Raw genomic sequence first — 16,336 nt, 5'->3', positions numbered from 1 at the left:
CCGGCCGCTTTGAGGGCTCCTGGTTGGTGTTGGCATCGATATACGGGGTCAACAGCCTCCGAGCCGCCCAGGTAGGAGATTATGGCCGTCGTGACCTGCTAGATGAAATCGTCGGTGACTGACCCCTAGCGGCCGACGCCATGGAGATTGTCTATCAGGGTGGCGAGGTCTAGGCCAGCACGTAGCTCTGCCGGCCCGGTTCCCCACGGACCTACGCCTCGCTCGGCACGGTGAAGCCGAACAATGCCCTCATATACCTTGCCGATAGGCACGCATCAAATCCATCCTCCGAGGTAGGATCAGTCGCGACGAACCTTCCATATAGCAATATACGATTTACAACTCATATGCAGAATCAGATTCTAAGCGTAGAAGTTCTAATAACCCCGATATCGTAGTTTTAGCATTCCCGTACTCTGCACTTGTGCTTACTCGAATAAGCACAAGTGGATTTTAGTGGGTCGCCGCCCTCGGGTCAGCCATCCCAATGCCCGAACGCCGGCCAACCGATACAGAGGCCCACAAACCCCTGGAAAAAGCCGTTGAGGAGTGGGTACAAAAGAAAGCCAAGCCTGGTGGCGGCGGGAACTACGCCCGCGAAGCCGACCGTGTCCTCACGGCGTTCATCGACTGGACGCCCGACTCCGTCGAGACCGTACGCGACATCTCACGACGAACAATGATGCAGTACGCCGAATACCTCCACCGTCGAACCGGCGCACGCGTCGCGGATCAGGACGATGAGGCAGGTATCACAGGACGGACTGCTCAGCAATATTACGCTCTTGTCCGCGCGTTTTTCACCTACTGCGTAAAGTGGGGATACCGCGAAGAGAACCCCGCCGAGCACAAGCCGGCTCTGGAGGAATTGCCCGATGCGTCGCTCGGCGCGAACGGTAATCGCCAGCAGTTCTGGAGTCCGCAGGAGCGAACAGCCTTCGTACGGTACGTGGATGAGCGTGCGCACGACGCGATCTCCGAACGAGGGAGCAACGCTTTAGAGGAAGGGCGGGACCGAGCGCTCGTCTACCTATTCGCGTACTCTGGCGCGCGGAGCGCTGAACTTCTCCGTGATCCCAATGATTCGCGCCGGACTGGTGTCACATGGGCGGACGTGGATCCCGAAGCGGGTGTGATTCGGGTACTGGGGAAAAGTCAAACAGCCGGTGAGGAGGTGCAGTTACCAAGTCAGGCCCGCTCGGCCGTAGAGCAGTATCGCAAGATTCTGGACCCACCGACGGAGGAGTGGCCGGTGTTCCCGACACAGCACGCGCCGTCGTTATACGAGTGTGCGCGTACGGAGCTTGGCAATCGCGTAGATAGCTTGGAGGCCGAACTCGAGGCAGACGGTCCAGACGCAGTTCTACGTCGGTATGGGATTCCCCCACCATCGATCACCACTGAGACCGTTCGGAATATCTTCCGCCGCCTCTGCAAGGAGGGTGAGATCCCCGTTGAGGGTGAGCACGAGTACTTGAAACCGCACGGAGCGCGCCGCGGTGCTGGCGAGGCCCTCTATCGGGCAGAGGGTGCTTCAGCAGCTCAACGTGCGCTTCGCCACGAAGATCCGTCCACTACATCAAAAATGTACAGTCACATTGAGGCGAGCGAGCAGGCAGAAGTCGCGAGTGACGCGTTCGAGAAAGTCGACGAACAAACCACGACCGAGGACGATGTCAGCTGAGAACATCTCGATCACTCGATTAAGCCCGGAACAAGCGAGTAACACATTCACGTCTCACAACCGGGGTAGCAGACGGGAGACCATCGATATCTCGGCAGTCTTGGAGGCCGGTGATTTGGAGGCGTACGCGATACAGTACGAAACAACGGCCCAGAAATACTGGATCCAGATCCACGAGCAGGATTCGAGCGAGAGTTTCAGGCACGTGGTTGAAGATCGTGCTTGCGGATTTTCTCTACGAGCTCGGGCACGATGTTGCCCGTCCGCTTGAGGAGTGGGGGCAGGATGAGTGGCGAGTTATCGACCGAGAGATAGCGTACACGTGTTTCGAGCGGCGGCGAACAGTCGTGCCGAGATCGCATATTTCGATAGCGGCATCCACATTATCGGTGAGGTTGGGAACTGTTCGGCGAAGAAGCTCATAGGGGGTGGCGTGGATGCCGATAACGCGGTTTTCTTGTTGTGGCCGTACGAGTGGATGGAGTTCGAAACCGAACGGTCAAAACCGGTCATAGACATCAGCGAGATTGATGAGCCGATCTCGGCAGCGGACGCGTTCCCGGCACGGTTTGATATCACTGCAGCGATTGTGGCCTTCATTCGTCCAGATGAGGACCTCGCTGACTGTCTCTATCCCTAGTGGCACGCGAAGAGGACGTGGTGTTTAGGAGGATAACCGGCACACTCCGTTCCGAACTCGCTCTCGACCTCGACTGCATTCGTCTCGACAGCATCCACCGGCTCGAAGTCATCAAAGACGCCCTCACACTGATGGATGATCTCGACGGAGAGATCCCCCTCTTCGTTGGTTGTCTACCGAAACTTGTCCCCCGCGTTCCGCACGTGTTCTGTATCGTAGCTCATCTTGTATAGAGTTACGAAACTAAAAAATCGTAAACGTACTGCTTTTTTATTAGGGCTCTTCGCCGCGGCCCCGGGAGACCGTCAGATTAACCAACAAATTCGTTCAGTCCAGCTTAGTGTTGGTTAATCACGATGCCGGTACTCCATATCTCACTATCAAGCACATCCGTGTACTCTACCAGACATCCGATAACTTTAGCGAGCGCCCCCTGGTCCTCGCACTGTGTGCGTGGGCCTTCGTCCGAACGAGGTCACGCGCCTCCACACGCGCCAGTTCGTCCCAAGCGAAGAGTGATACTTGGACGCCTCCGACTTCGGTCGCAACCCAAGCGTTATTACTCAGTACACGAATTATGTATTGTATGTCGAAAGCGACGGGGGACCCCGAACGCGCCATTAATGGCCTTATGTCAGTGGCACAGCTACTCGAAGAGCCACGGCTCGCTCGCCTCTACACGTATATCCTCCGTGAAGGCGAAGTGACGATTGATGAAATCGTCGCCGACATCGACACGCCCCGCACGACCGCGTATGCGGATACGGGGACACTCGTTGATCTCGGGGTACTCACACGGGATGAAACGCAAAAAACGCACACCTACACGGCCATCCCGATTACCCTTACTGCGAACCTCGATGGCGATACATACACGATCACGCCCACACTCGTCGAGGCAATCGGCCGGTCGCCCCAGGATCAGGATCTCGACCTGCTGATCGAGAAATATGGCGTAGGCAAGCTCGCTGCGGCACTCACGTACGCGATCCCGTATGTCGAGGGCGGTATGACCGAACGCCTCGCAGCACGCGAACTCAACCTTCAACCTGCGCTCGGGATTGCGGTACTCCAGGCACTCCGCGAGGTGATTCTCGACATACGGGGGTACGATCCATATTTCGACCAAATTCGGAATGCGCGTGACAAGCCGGTCGACGAGGAAGCATAGGAATTCTCTCATATATGCAAGGGACGACCGAGTCGATGCCTGAGAACGCGGTATGGATTGCTGATTCAGGCGTTTTCATTGCCTGTGGCCGCCAACAGCGGAACAAGTATACAGCGCTGGAACGGTTCGACCAGCGGAACGAGATTACGTTTGTGGTTCCGCAGCGGGTGTATGAGGAACTTGGCGGTGCGCCAGACCGCAGTACGCCCGGCCAGACACCGATTAACAGTGCGATTGATACTGGATGGGTAACCGTCGCTGACGAGTTAGATTACACGAGTCCGACGGTATCTAGCGTTATGGACGGTGTGCGTGGCTTCATTGCACGTGAGTCGAATCGCTCGGAGGACAACATCGAGAAAGCGGATACCGCGCTTGGTGGCGTCGCAGCCCGCCTCTTAGAGAGCGGGAAGGCCGTGTCTATCTGTGTCCTCACCACGGATGACGATGCAGGGAACGGCGTTCTCACTGCAATCGAAGCTCATGGGTTCGACGGGCAAATTACGTTCAAAGATGGCTTTGAATTGATTGCAGAGATCACGTGATCGAGACCCTCAACCGTCAGTGACACCTTCGATTAGTTTCATCATTACCCCAGCAAATGATCGAGATGGTCGGGCATTGATTCACTGATTCACAGAATCTGTGATTCAATGAAACAATAAATCAGGGAGTTAAGGAGTACTTGATTCTTGGAATCCAATAGGATGTGGCGAGTTATGAAGTCATTGAATCAAGAAATCAGTGAATCCAAGAGATAAGGACTCAATGAATTACCGACTCCGAGAAGCACAGAGTCACTAATTCAGTAACTGCCAGTAGCAACCACCATTCCACGACCAGCAAAGCGGGGATTCCAGGATGTGTTGAGTCAATGAATCAGTGATTCTTTGATTTCCACCAAATACAACACCCAAATCGCCTGTTAGCGGTTTATACCACGGAATACGGGACTTTAGAATTTCCAGAGCGGGATTAGATGTCTGACGTGGATTTATGAGTCATTGAATCAATGATCGTACTATGACCGAGTCACCTCGTGGCTGGGGCGTCACACCATCGACCGGTATTCCCACGATCGCCTTCGGCAATCAGAAGGGCGGGACTGGGAAGACCACAGCGACGATAAACAGTGCAGCGGCACTGGCCTCGCGAGATCACGATGTCCTCGCGATCGATATGGATCCACAGGCCGATATGACGAAAGGCCTGGGACTCGGCCCGGGTGACGACAACGACCCCTCAAGCCCGAAGAACGACCTTCCAAATACGCTCGCGACTGATAACGCGAATCTTCTCGATGTCCTCGTCGACAATCCACGCACGCACGACACGACACTCTCAGAAATCGTAATCCATAGCGACGATTACGAACACCTGAACTTCGATCTCGTGCCGAGCCACAAAGACATGGGGCTTGCCCGGGATTGGATGGACGATGCAAGTGCTCGTCTCTCGCTGAAAACTGCCCTCGAGGACCTGGTGGAGGACGGTTACGACTACGATTTTATCTTGATCGACTGCCCGCCGGATCTCTCGGTTCTGACGGATGCGGCATTTATCGCGGCGCAGAACGTGTTCTTAGCCGCTCAAACCCAAGCGACATCCCGAGATGCCCTAGACGATCTCTGGGACCAGCTGGAATCCATCGAGGACAACCAACAGATCGAGATTGCGATCGTGGGACTGCTGGCAAACATGTATAGAGACGATGGGCAGTCACAGAAGTTCCTGGAGGCGTTTGACGAGTCATATGCGTCACTAGCGCCGATTTTTAAGCTTCCAATGCGGGTAGCGATACAGCGCGCGTGGGACAACGGCTGCGATATTTTCGAGTGGGAGGACGCCAACGACCAGCAAGTCGAGCGCGATCTCTTCCTGGAGGTAGCGGAGACTATGGAACGAGCGTTCGACAAAACGCAGGTGGAGGTGTAAGGATGCCCCGAGGAATGGACGAGCGATTCGAAGACCCGTCAGAGGAAGCAGAGGACGAAGAAGTCGCGAACGACGACGAGACAGCAGAGGCGACGTCGGAAACAGAGAGACAAGACCGTGAACCTGCAGCCGCCACAGAAGAGCAATCAGGTCAGGAGAAGGGTGCTGGCTCGGCGGGTACTAAGTCTCCCACTGAGGAGGCAACAGAAACTGATGATGAACCATTGAACATCCGGGAGGACTGGGACTCAGCCACGATATACGTTGAACCGGAACAGAGCGAGGATATCGAGGTTACATTCACGCGGCTGAAAAAACAGTTGAAGCGGGAGGACGTCACACTCGAGAAGAACAAGCACTTCTATCGTGGGATTTTCGAGGTAGCGTTCGGCGAGCACCCCGAAGAGACGAAAGAGAAAATTCGCGAACTGGCAAAGCAAGATGCTGATCAGTGAATCATTGAATCATAGATATTTAGGATAGAATGAGGGGAGCCGGCTTCGAGGTGGCCACTAAGAAGGCAGTGCTCGTGTTCGTCGAAAAAATCGATGCCTCGATGCAGACCCACAGGCTGAGCGAGACTACGTGTGTAGAGAGAACTACGCTACTGATAATGAGTGTGGCAGATTCTGGGTCTGCCTCATCAATCCAGACGACTACATCTGCGAGAGCAAGTGCGAATCGCTCGATACTGCTATCTCCTACGGGTAATAGTCAGTGAGATGGAATCACTCGATCACGAAACACGAGGATTCAAGCGACACGATCCTTCGCGGTATTCGTCGGTTCGTTGGTGAGTACGAGATTCCGATTGGAGTTGTCGTCCACCACAACAGTCCGCTCCAACAGGACGGCAATTTGGTTCATATCCCTTCCTGGCTGTTCTGCTACCTCTGTCGGGTTTGAAGCCGGTACCGGAGTCAGTCTAGTCAAGTGCCCTATGATGCGAAGCATAAAATGAGAGTGTACCGTCACAAAGTCTATGACATTGTTTGAGGGACGGCAATCAAACACCGATCACGCCGAACTCATCGCTCCAGTGGCGGACCTGAGCACTCAGCTTCGCCGATGAGCGGGGACTTATCTGAACGAAACGAGACCTACCCCGCACCGAGTGCTCTCAAGACCGTCTTCAAGAAGCATCATTGTTACTACGAGAGCCAACGCGGAGAAACTGCCCTGCTGCAACGAGGCGACGAACGGGGGGTCCGCCGTGCTCACGCTGGCCGTGTCATCTTCGAGCTGCTACAGAACGCACTTGACAGAGCTGAGGCGGAGATCACCATCAACGTCGTGGAGACGCCAACCTTAGCCAGCTCCTACGCTCTCGTCGTCACGAACGACGGACTTCCTATCTCAGTCGACCCCGAGTTCGATTACCGTGACCCACCGGAAGAGGCCGATCGACCGGACTTCAATGCACTCTGCTCGGTCCATCTATCGAATAAATCACCTGATGAGAGCGTCGGGAACAAGGGAGTCGGGTTCCGATCGGTCTTCTGGTTGAACGACTGGGTCCGTGTCTGGAGTCGACACGAGGATGGTTGGTGGGGGATGGAACTCCACTCGCATTTGGATGACGGGATTTGGAGCGAGCGCCTCGACTCCCCCGACGTATGGCGGGGTCACGAAAGGTTCCTCGAGACGACCGAGCCCACCTACTCAGACATCGGTACACGCCCGAGCTATCACTTCCCGCTCCCGCTGATGAGTAAGGGGCGACCGTCACCAATACCAGACGGAGAGGTCACCACCGGCGTTGTGGTCCCGATTCCTATGAAGCGAATGGACGAGGTCTCGAAGATGATGGAAAATCTCAGGGAGAGCCATCTCCACTTCGCCGGGCTGTTCGAACACAGCCGCGGACTGACTGTGAGAGCCGAGACATCGGACCGCTGTTTCGAGCGTCGGACCTGGCCGACCGACGGAACGTGGAGCGAGGATTCCGGCCGATCGATGGCGTTCTGGAGATCGGAGCCTCACTCATCGACATCGCTCGCAGAGGAAGCTGCAGAAGCCGACTACGACCTCTCGAACCCTGGTGCTGCAATCAGCTGGCCAGGGTCAGATGCTAAAGATGCCGAGGGGAAGCTCTACGGCTATCTCCCGACGGAGCTGGATGCACCATTCGGGATCGATTTCAACGGCGATTTCCTCCTGCAGCCTGATCGTAAAGGGCTGACCGTTGAGGACGATATCGTCGGTCGATACAACCAAGCGCTCCTCGAGGCTGGAGCCGAGCTCCATCTCCTCAAACTCCTTGAGGAGGTTGGTGTCCCACAGAGTACCGTCGAGTGGACGAGAATCAACCCCGAAGACGTCGAGCGCGTCGAGGGACGAGATAACGATACCATCCGCCGCGACTTCTGGTCGCTCCTCGACCCAGGGGCAAGCGGAATCCCTGCTCGGAGAATCGAAGACTACCTCGCAGCGCTTCTCTTCGGCGACGATATGGAGGCCCGAGAATCGTACGAGCTCTGGGCAGAGCTGGCCGACCAGTACTTCCAGAACCAGAACGACATCCAGATCAGCGAATGCGATCGATTCTGGCGGGTGTCCAGATCGTGGTTGGACCATCACTGCGGAAAGGGCTGCGGGACCGTGACGCTCGGAAAGTACGCCGATGCCCTGTGCGACGCACTCCGCGAGCGAGAGACTCCGCTCATCCCGGTCGAGAGCGAGGCTGAAGAATCAGTTCGGGTCCCGCTGCCGACGACCCAATCAGGCCGCGAGGTCTGGGAGACCGAGAAGAGCGACCGGGTGCTGTTCGTCAGAGACGACGAAAACGACCGTCGGCTTCCCCTCCCTACCAGTCTGCGAGAGGCAGGTTGTTCCGTGACCACGTTCGAGTTCCCCTCGTTGTTCGTCGGCAGCGATAGCTCGTCGCTCGGAGAACGGTCGTTCAACCCTGTGCAGTTGCTCTCCGAGATCCGCCAGCTTCGGAACTCCCCAGCCCGCTTCAATTACCAGCCCTTGGCAGAGGATGCCGACCGAGCAGCGATCCTCCAGCGCGAACTGATCGGATACGCTGCGGAGCTGTTCCTCTACGAACGCTACCAGACCGACCCGTTCGGAGAGAGCGATGGATACGGGATGGGATGGCGATTCCTGTCCGGAGACTCGAGCGGTACCGAGCAACGGGCGGGTCGATCGATTGCGACACTCCATCTACCCGTCGATGGTACACTATGGGCGCCCGCCCGTCAACTCACCATCGACCAGGTCGACATCGACAGACTCGGCGACCTCCCGCCGTCTCTCGATATTCAATCATTCCTACTGTTCTTAGGTTGTGGGCCGGAACCTCCTGAGGGAGGTATCCCACTGACCCTCATCGAAGGTGGACAAGACACCATCGTCGATGCGCGAGCCATCCCGCCGACCATCGTTCCCGCGGAGACACGGCCCAGCGCCCCGACGATGCCACAGCTCTCGGACGAGTCGTTCGACGATGACCGTCCGTCCGAGGCGACGTTGGTCTCGATTGCAGACGCCTGGGACGTCTGGTTGTCTGACCTCATCGAGCAGGAAATCGCCGAACGAAGAGATGAGGACGATTCGTCGAGAGCGTCGACGAATCTGGTTCCACCGCTCGCCAAACGGCCATGGTTCCCCGTCCAGAGCGCCTCCAAATCAACAGAAGACCCGACCGGACACGCGGAACCCCCACGATATCTCTCTGATGCCCCTGCCGGGGTTGCTCCTCGTGATGTGGTCGTGCTCCCGACGCGCTCTTACGGGCGAAAGCGCGTCCTGTGGAGTGTCGACCAAGGGTCTGAGTACGAAGAAGTCCTGATGACGCTCGGTGCGCTGGACGGAATATCCGAGGGAGTCCTTGAGAGGCATAATGCCGCCCCCGCACGCAGACTCGCCGACCGTCTCCAAAACCTCGACTTGACAAGTGTCGAGGGCGACTCCTCCGCTCGGGATGCACTCATCGGGCTGTACGAGCGAGTCCTCCAGGCCATCGTCTCCAACGATTCGGCTGAGTCAAGGACCAATCTCCCACCGTTGTTGACGTATCATCCCGCGGAGACATCTGCAGGGTTGCACGAACGCCATCTTGAATGGCGACAGCTCTCTGGAGAACCCGCCTACATCATCACGAACTCCGACGACCGAGATCAGATGCGTCGGGTCTTCCACTCAGTCCCCCTCGTCACCGCGGTGCTACCGAGCCAGTCCGTTGACGACTCGTCGCCGTTGCAATCCCGCCTCCTCACCGTCAACCGTCAGGTCCGATTCGACGAGACCGACAGAGATACCGACGATAGGATCTCCGAGAAACAGGAGACGATTGAACGATTGCTCCCACGCCTCTTGGCGCTGAGCGAAGCCGTCAGACATCTTGATATGGACAGCGACATCATCGGCAGATGGCACGATGGTCGGTTCCAGCAGGTCGAAGACGCATGGGTGGAGTACACTCTCTCCGCGGGCGGACGGGAGCTCGACTCCAAGGAACGATACAGAGGCGAAGATGGCAATACGTTCTTCGTGGACACAGACGCCCCCACCATCGTGTTCGATGGAGTTCTGGGCGAGTCATCACACGACCTGACACCGTTTGGTGAGGCCCTCGCAAACCTCCTGTTCGAAGATCAACGTCAGGTTGGTATCCTCTTCGAGCGGGCCCTGACGGAGTACGATCACGACGGTGTCGACCGTCTCGACAGATTCGTCGACCGGAAGGATGCCGGACCTCTCGTGAGTCAGTACACCCAGCTGCTCTACCCGCTGGACGAGGCCGCAAAACGAAATCTGTTTGATACGACCAGAAGTGTACTGGGGGAGTTCGATCTCACACTCGACCCGTCAATCGAATCTCCCACCCAGCTGTCCTCACTCGGACCAACGGATATCGTGATGGGCGAGTGCTCCGACGTTGTGCGCGACGAGGAAATCAACCGCCGGTTTAACGAACTCGACCTCACCAAGGAGCAAGATCGGTTCAGGCCTCGGTTCTTATGCTCCCACGAGCATTACCTCCGGTGGCAGCGCTGGTTCGACGACCAGCAACCACGGCTGGTGACGTATCTGGTCAATCTTGTCTCGTCGAACGGGGTGGAGGATGCAGACGAAGAGACCGTCGAGCAGTCCCTCGAAGAGTTCATCGACTCCGCCGTCCATCGGCTCACGTTTGACCCATCTCGGGCCGTCGTCCGCTGGCTATCCGAGGTGGATTACACTGCTTCGATTCCATCCTCGAAGATTCCCGATTCGGAAGCCTTGACCGACGAGATTCGACGTTTCTCGCCACGCTACAAATCAATCTCGAAGATCGAAGACGCGAGCGATGCAGGATGGACTCGAGATGGACCAGAGGGTCTGAAAAGTCACCCGAACGATAACGGAACGTTCGACCGACAGGAGATGGCGCGGAAGCACAAGGCTCAGAAGATAGTCGGCGACGAGGCAGAAGTGGCGCTGCTGGACTGCGTCCGTGACGAAACCCTCTCTGCATTAGAACACGCCGATAGCCCAGATATCTTCGAGGCGGCCCGAGAGGCCCTGCTCTCACCGTTTCCCGAAGGTGCCACCCGGTCGTCGGTCCGTGACGCATGGAACGAATGGCGAGCGACCAACGATAAATCAGCACTGGCTCGGGGTCTGCACATCTCTCGTGTCTGGGATGGCGCTGGATTCGATATTGTTGGGCTCGCACACAACGACGGTGGGTTCCGACCGATCAGATATGAGGCGAAGGCGCTCTCCGGTGGCCCCGTGAGCAACGTCCATCTAAGTGCGAACCAGATCTCGGTCTATCGCCGTGTATGTCTACAATCCAATCCCGAAGAGGCGTGGCGGTATCAGGGCGACTGGCGACTCGTCGGGGTGCTCCCGGATGAGTCAGCCATAGATCTGAACGGTCACCTCGACGAGCTCCCGGAGCTTCTCGACGAGCTCGATGTCAAGGGCTTCACACACGACGGCATTGTCCTCCGGATCAATCGACGTTCGGATGACCGATCATCGACATTCCAAGGCTGAGATGTTGAGCGTCGCTGGTATCCATTCGACCGTATCAGTTGATTAGGTATGATATCCAACGGGTAATGACCAACCTGCCGAACCGACCGTCACTGAACTATTATACAAATCGATGTGAACCCGGTGTATCCGAACATCATCTGCACGCGGAACGTCTCGCCCGACGTGACTCGGTGTGAGCGTCATCGCGATCGCTTGGACGTTCCCGGTCTCGGCTACGCGATTGGTGACGAACGTTACCTCGTCGACGTTCTGCAGCCAATCATCGACCCTCGCGACGAGCGGAAACTCGGAAAACGAACTTGGCCGATTTCACCGAGGTTGAGAGAAATTAACCAACAATTCAGATTTCCTGGCAAGTGTTGGTTAATACGGGGGAGACTCGTCGACCACCACGCCAATCACTGTATCTCGGAGGTCTCGTCTACCCCATCTTGAAGATCCTCCCGGATTTCGAAAAGCAACTCCCGCCCTTCGTCGTAGAGGTTGTGGACAGAATGTCTGACGAAAATTAATACTTTGAGAAGGTTGATTCGATTATGAAATCGAGAACAGTTACTATTGACGCTGTTGGTCGATGAGGCAGTACCCGATTTAGCGACGGTCGAGGCATTTGCAATCGGCGAAGGTGAGTCCGCTAATGATGCTCGAGCTATCGCGAAAGATCGAGCATCCACTCTCCAAGAGTCGATAACTGATGTCTCGAGAGACCAAATCAGGACTGTCAATCTTCAGGTTCAGGATACGGACGAGATGTTTGAACCCGTCACTGACGCTCTATTCCAAGCCACCGAGCGACTCCACATCGATTGTCTCCATTAGCCGTCTCTCGTAGATTTACTGCGGGAAACTCCGTCGTTTGAAGTCAGAGGTCTGGTCGAACGTTTTGCATCCCCAACCAACGAAACTGTGCTCAGCCAACTGCCGGTCTGTGTCTGGAATTTCAAGCGTGTCGGCGGTCATAGCCTATTTTTATAGATTGGCATCGGCCAAACGATGCAGACGCCGACCCTCAAGAATACATTCCAGCAGATCCGACACCGCAAGGGGTGTGTAATTGATCAATTCGACTGAGACGTTCACACGGCGCTCTTCATAATTGATGAACGGATATTCTTCGGGCCAGTTGTTGTGGTGGTGGCCGTGAAGCACCCAGCCATCCCAGTTTGATGGGGCATTAGCAGGGTTATGGATACAAAAGAACGAGACATCTTTGTAAGTAAACCGATATTGTTCACCCACCGTTAGCCCATCCAGGTTTGGCATAATGTAGGTGTCGTGATTACCGAGCACAAACTGAACCGTGCCATTGAGTTGCTCAATCCACTGCTTGAAGACACCAAACTCCGAACTTACTGTAAGATCGCCGATGAAGACAACCTCATCATCTTTACTAATAGTCTGACTCCAGTTTCCGACGAGTGCTTCGTTCATTTCATCGACGTCCTCGAACGGACGATCACAGTAGCGAATAATATTCCTATGATCGAGATGTAAATCGGAGAGAAGATATCGGGTCATTGTACTGGGTGGTTCTGAATTGTGTTTCTAATGTAAAACGCCTTAGGACCGTTGTTAACAGCGGGAGCAATAGGCTAGAACTGTCTCGATCGGCTCGATGCCACACGGTAACCTGACGCGGTGCTCGGAGTCCTTGAGAGAGCGATCAAAGCTCTCTACGCTAGCAACGTACCGGTGGAGCGGCTCGTCGAACGGAATTGCGTCTCCAAGCAGCTGGAGGGATACACGCAGAACACCCAGAATGTGGCGGCGCTGAGTCGGGGTCGGGAACAGGACCTCGCTGTCCACCCTGGACAGGACATCGAGTACGTGGTCGACGACGACGAGAAGACCTTGCGAGAACGGGTCACGTTGGCTCACGAGGAGTGGAGTCGTACGATCCGTCCTACTATGAGGAGCTCGTCCGGGCGATAGAGAGTGGTCCTCTCTCCGCTTAGGAGGGATCACACGGATATTCAACAAGAACTCTCAGGGGCACGTGAGTCAGAGCTAACCGATTTCCAGTGAGCGAGCGGCGAATGGTTTCAAGAGAGAACTACGGTTACACTCCCTCCCCCCGTCATCGATGTGTAAAACGATAAGAGGAGGGAGGAGGTGACGAGAGGAGAACGGCGAAAGCCGGCGATGAGACCACAAACACGTAGAAGAGCGTCTCAGCAGTCAAAATTATATTCTCTTAAGTAATGAATATTGTCTGACGAAGTTTTATATGTAATATGCTATAACCAAAACCGTACAGCATTTAGATGTGAAAGTTAGGAGAAGTGGAGCTTCGACTAACCGAACATAGATATCTCCATCACTTTTCTCGTCTTCATACACGACCTCTTTTGATAACAGCCGTCTCGTGGTGTCAAACCCGGATTTCGTGGTTTGTCCCACGTGAGTTCCCCTTCCACCCTCTGCTGTTTACACATCGATGACGGGGGGTGGGGGCCACGAGACTCCGTGTCTTGATCTTATCTCCAGTGTGTTAGAAGGATCTGCTGTGGAAGTGGCTGCTCCGTGTTCTCTGACTCACCGACACCAGTTCAGGATTCTTTCGACCTCTGTCCCGCTACTATCTCGACTTTACACATCGAACACGGGGGGTGTGTTCTCCATCGGATGCTCGACCGGATTCTTACCCCTCGTGAAATTCTTTCAGTTGGGCATTTACGACTGAACTAAGGAGTTCTTGCTGCTCGGCTATTCTCTCCAAGCGAGTATCATCGACAATCCGAGTCATCATTGCTTCAGGATCACCCGTGAATGTGAACTCCATATACATCCCGCCACCTCGTCCGCGGCTCTTCCGGGATGTTGAAATCAACCCGTACGTCGAGAGTTCCTTGACATATTTGACGTACGTTTCGCGGGTCATCTGGTCAGCATCGAGTTCGTTCGTCACCCACTGATAGACTTTGAACCCAACTGGGCTTGGGACGGAACTGCCCGCCCGGTTCGAGTGATACGCAACTGCAGCAGTTGCGTATAGTGAGATCTTCTTTTGTGTTGTGAGTCCCTGAACGAGCTTCAGCGAGCGGTCTTTGTCGATTTCTTCCTGAGATTCTCGGACGTGGTCCTCTGTGACCACTTCATCTCCCTGTTCGTCTGCGAGGTCACCGGCGCCACGGAACAGGTCGATCGCCTTTCGTGCGTCACCGTGACTTTGTGCAGCGAATGCTGCCACAAGCGGAATCACGTCGTCCTCGAGAGCATCTTGACGGAACGCATCGCGTCGATTTTCGAGAATTTCGCGCAGCTGGGTCGCGTCGTAGTCTGGGAAGTAGACGTCACGTGGATTGAATGAACTCTCGGCACGCCCGTCGATATCTTCCATAAATTTTGGATCGTTCGTTAGTGCTGCGACGGACACGCGGCCTTCGATTTCGTTCGTGTTACTTGCCCGCGATAGCTGATAGAGAAGCTTCGAGTATGCGGGCTCGTCGTTTTCGCGCCGGCCGACCAAGAGGTCGATCTCGTCGAGAATGAAGATGACCGAATCGTAGTGCTCGTTGATGAGTTCGTACAGACGTCGGTACTTGCGCTTCGTCGATACGCCGGTTTCTGGAACACCAACTTCCGTACCAACGTCTTGTGCGACGGTTTGGACGAGTTCATAGACAGCCTGATCGAGCGTATTGATTGGCTGGCAGTTGATATCGACAACCCCGAAACGCTCGCCTTTGGATTGACAGAGCTCGATGATCTGTTGTGTGACGGCCCCGATGATGAGCGATTTACCTGTTCCTGCGGGACCGTAGAGCAGCATATTCGGCGGCCGATTCCCTTGGAGAGTCGGCTTCAGAAACGAGACGACGGATTCGAGCTGGTCGTCACGGCCGACGATCCGCTCCTCGTCGATAATCGTGTCTGGCTCGACGAGGTCACGGTTGACGAAAACCGATGCCTCCCCCTCATCATCAAGCATATCACGGATCGACCGCTGAGTGCTCTCTTCTGTCGATCCCTGATTTTGGTTTGCGTCTCCGGCAGCATCCTCCCGGGCGGATTCTAACTGCTGTCCATCCGATGTAGAACTAGTTCCTTCATCAAGGGTGGATTGGTCCGCCTCTTCTTGATCACTACCGGCCATATGCCTGCTGTACGCCGGAGCATTAAAAAGATTGACCTCCATCGATGTTTATTCGCCCGCTGTATCCAATACATCGTCCGAATTCAGCAGTTTCACGATCCCTTAGTTAGAACCGACACCGAAGTACATCTGGTGGAAGACCCCCCGTCATCGATGTGTAACGCAGAATCGGCGGCCATCATACGAATTTGCGTATCTGTGATCGAAACTAGTTGTTCCCCTCCCCATCATCGAAGTGTATACCGCCCGTCTGACGCCCCCCCCCCGTCATCGATGTGTAAACACAGGGTCGACCATCCCCCCCGTCATCGATGTGAAAATCGGCTCATTCTCCGTCTCTCTTGATTTCAACGTTCAAATTTCATATCGCAGACGGGGTGTTCTTGCTCGACCTGTTACTCAATTCATCTTTCACACGGAGTTCCCGGTAAGGATGTCTCATCCCACGGGTTGTAGATCTTCTCTGAGGTTGTAGGTCTCCTCTGTGATTCAAAATCAGCTTAGTAGCACTCTGCCGTCGGAATATGGCAGATTTACACTTTGCACACGGGGTGTGTGGTAAGAACCTATCAGCGGATAGACTCGTGATCCGGTGTGTGGCCCGTCTCGAATGAAAAATTTGCTCCAAGTACAGAAACTCGTTCTACTGTTTGTGCGTAAACGCAGCTCTATCGCCTATTTACGGCTTAATCTAATCTGAAATTCCTTCTTGTCCCCACTGTTTTCACTTTGGACGAGGGGTGTGTAGTCACTACCTTTCCGAGTCCACCAAATCAAATAGCACACGGAGTGTGGGAACTCGAAAATCGGACGTAT

Annotated in this window: 10 protein-coding genes and 2 pseudogenes; 10 read left to right on the top strand and 2 right to left on the bottom strand. The window is 55.2% G+C overall.

Annotated elements, in window-relative coordinates; translation table 11 throughout:
* Positions 1–487: 487 nt before the first annotated feature.
* The 9 genes and pseudogenes from RJT48_RS16565 to RJT48_RS16525 form a co-directional block, all read left to right on the top strand.
* A complete protein-coding gene (locus RJT48_RS16565) occupies positions 488–1,684 on the top strand; it encodes a tyrosine-type recombinase/integrase (protein WP_311173449.1) in 1,197 nt (398 codons plus the stop codon).
* A gap of 322 nt (positions 1,685–2,006) precedes the next feature.
* Positions 2,007–2,324 (top strand): hypothetical protein, encoded by a 318-nt coding sequence (locus RJT48_RS16560; RefSeq protein ID WP_311173448.1) that lies wholly within the window; start codon positions 2,007–2,009, stop codon positions 2,322–2,324.
* Positions 2,324–2,557 (top strand): hypothetical protein, encoded by a 234-nt coding sequence (locus RJT48_RS20815; RefSeq protein ID WP_311173447.1) that lies wholly within the window; start codon positions 2,324–2,326, stop codon positions 2,555–2,557. The genes RJT48_RS16560 and RJT48_RS20815 overlap by 1 nt, the downstream gene beginning before the upstream one ends.
* A 353-nt stretch (positions 2,558–2,910) precedes the next feature.
* Positions 2,911–3,495, top strand: a complete 585-nt coding sequence (locus RJT48_RS16550) for a DUF7437 domain-containing protein (RefSeq protein ID WP_311173446.1) — start codon at positions 2,911–2,913, stop codon at positions 3,493–3,495.
* A gap of 35 nt (positions 3,496–3,530) precedes the next feature.
* Positions 3,531–4,040: a PIN domain-containing protein gene (locus tag RJT48_RS16545; protein WP_311173445.1), complete on the top strand. Its 510-nt coding sequence runs from the start codon at positions 3,531–3,533 to the stop codon at positions 4,038–4,040.
* 478 nt (positions 4,041–4,518) lie between these two features.
* The gene (locus RJT48_RS16540) at positions 4,519–5,430 is read left to right on the top strand and encodes a ParA family protein (protein WP_311173444.1); all 912 of its coding nucleotides are present in this window, start codon (positions 4,519–4,521) and stop codon (positions 5,428–5,430) included.
* Positions 5,431–5,444: 14 nt separating this feature from the next.
* The gene (locus tag RJT48_RS16535; protein ID WP_311173443.1) at positions 5,445–5,885 is read left to right on the top strand and encodes a DUF8160 family protein; all 441 of its coding nucleotides are present in this window, start codon (positions 5,445–5,447) and stop codon (positions 5,883–5,885) included.
* 613 nt (positions 5,886–6,498) lie between these two features.
* Entirely contained in the window at positions 6,499–11,421 is a 4,923-nt protein-coding gene (locus RJT48_RS16530; protein WP_311173442.1) for a hypothetical protein, read from the top strand.
* Positions 11,422–11,526: 105 nt separating this feature from the next.
* A pseudogene (locus RJT48_RS16525) lies at positions 11,527–11,754 on the top strand (type B DNA-directed DNA polymerase); the annotation flags it as partial.
* A 639-nt stretch (positions 11,755–12,393) separates the two neighbouring features.
* On the opposite strand, the gene RJT48_RS16520 reads toward RJT48_RS16525, so the two are convergent.
* Positions 12,394–12,942, bottom strand: coding sequence for a metallophosphoesterase (locus RJT48_RS16520; RefSeq protein ID WP_345784759.1), 549 nt, complete (start codon positions 12,940–12,942; stop codon positions 12,394–12,396).
* A gap of 78 nt (positions 12,943–13,020) precedes the next feature.
* Between RJT48_RS16520 and RJT48_RS16515 the strand changes: the two are divergent.
* Positions 13,021–13,449, top strand: a pseudogene (locus RJT48_RS16515) (type B DNA-directed DNA polymerase); the annotation flags it as partial.
* A gap of 616 nt (positions 13,450–14,065) precedes the next feature.
* Here the strand turns inward: RJT48_RS16515 and RJT48_RS16510 are convergent.
* On the bottom strand, positions 14,066–15,562 hold the full coding sequence (locus tag RJT48_RS16510) for an orc1/cdc6 family replication initiation protein (RefSeq protein ID WP_311173440.1): 1,497 nt from the start codon (positions 15,560–15,562) through the stop codon (positions 14,066–14,068).
* Positions 15,563–16,336 lie beyond the last annotated feature (774 nt).

Source organism: Halobellus ordinarius, from assembly GCF_031823395.1.
Taxonomy (GTDB): Archaea; Halobacteriota; Halobacteria; order Halobacteriales; family Haloferacaceae; genus Haloquadratum; species Haloquadratum ordinarius.
This window is presented reverse-complemented; position numbering and strand designations above follow the sequence as displayed.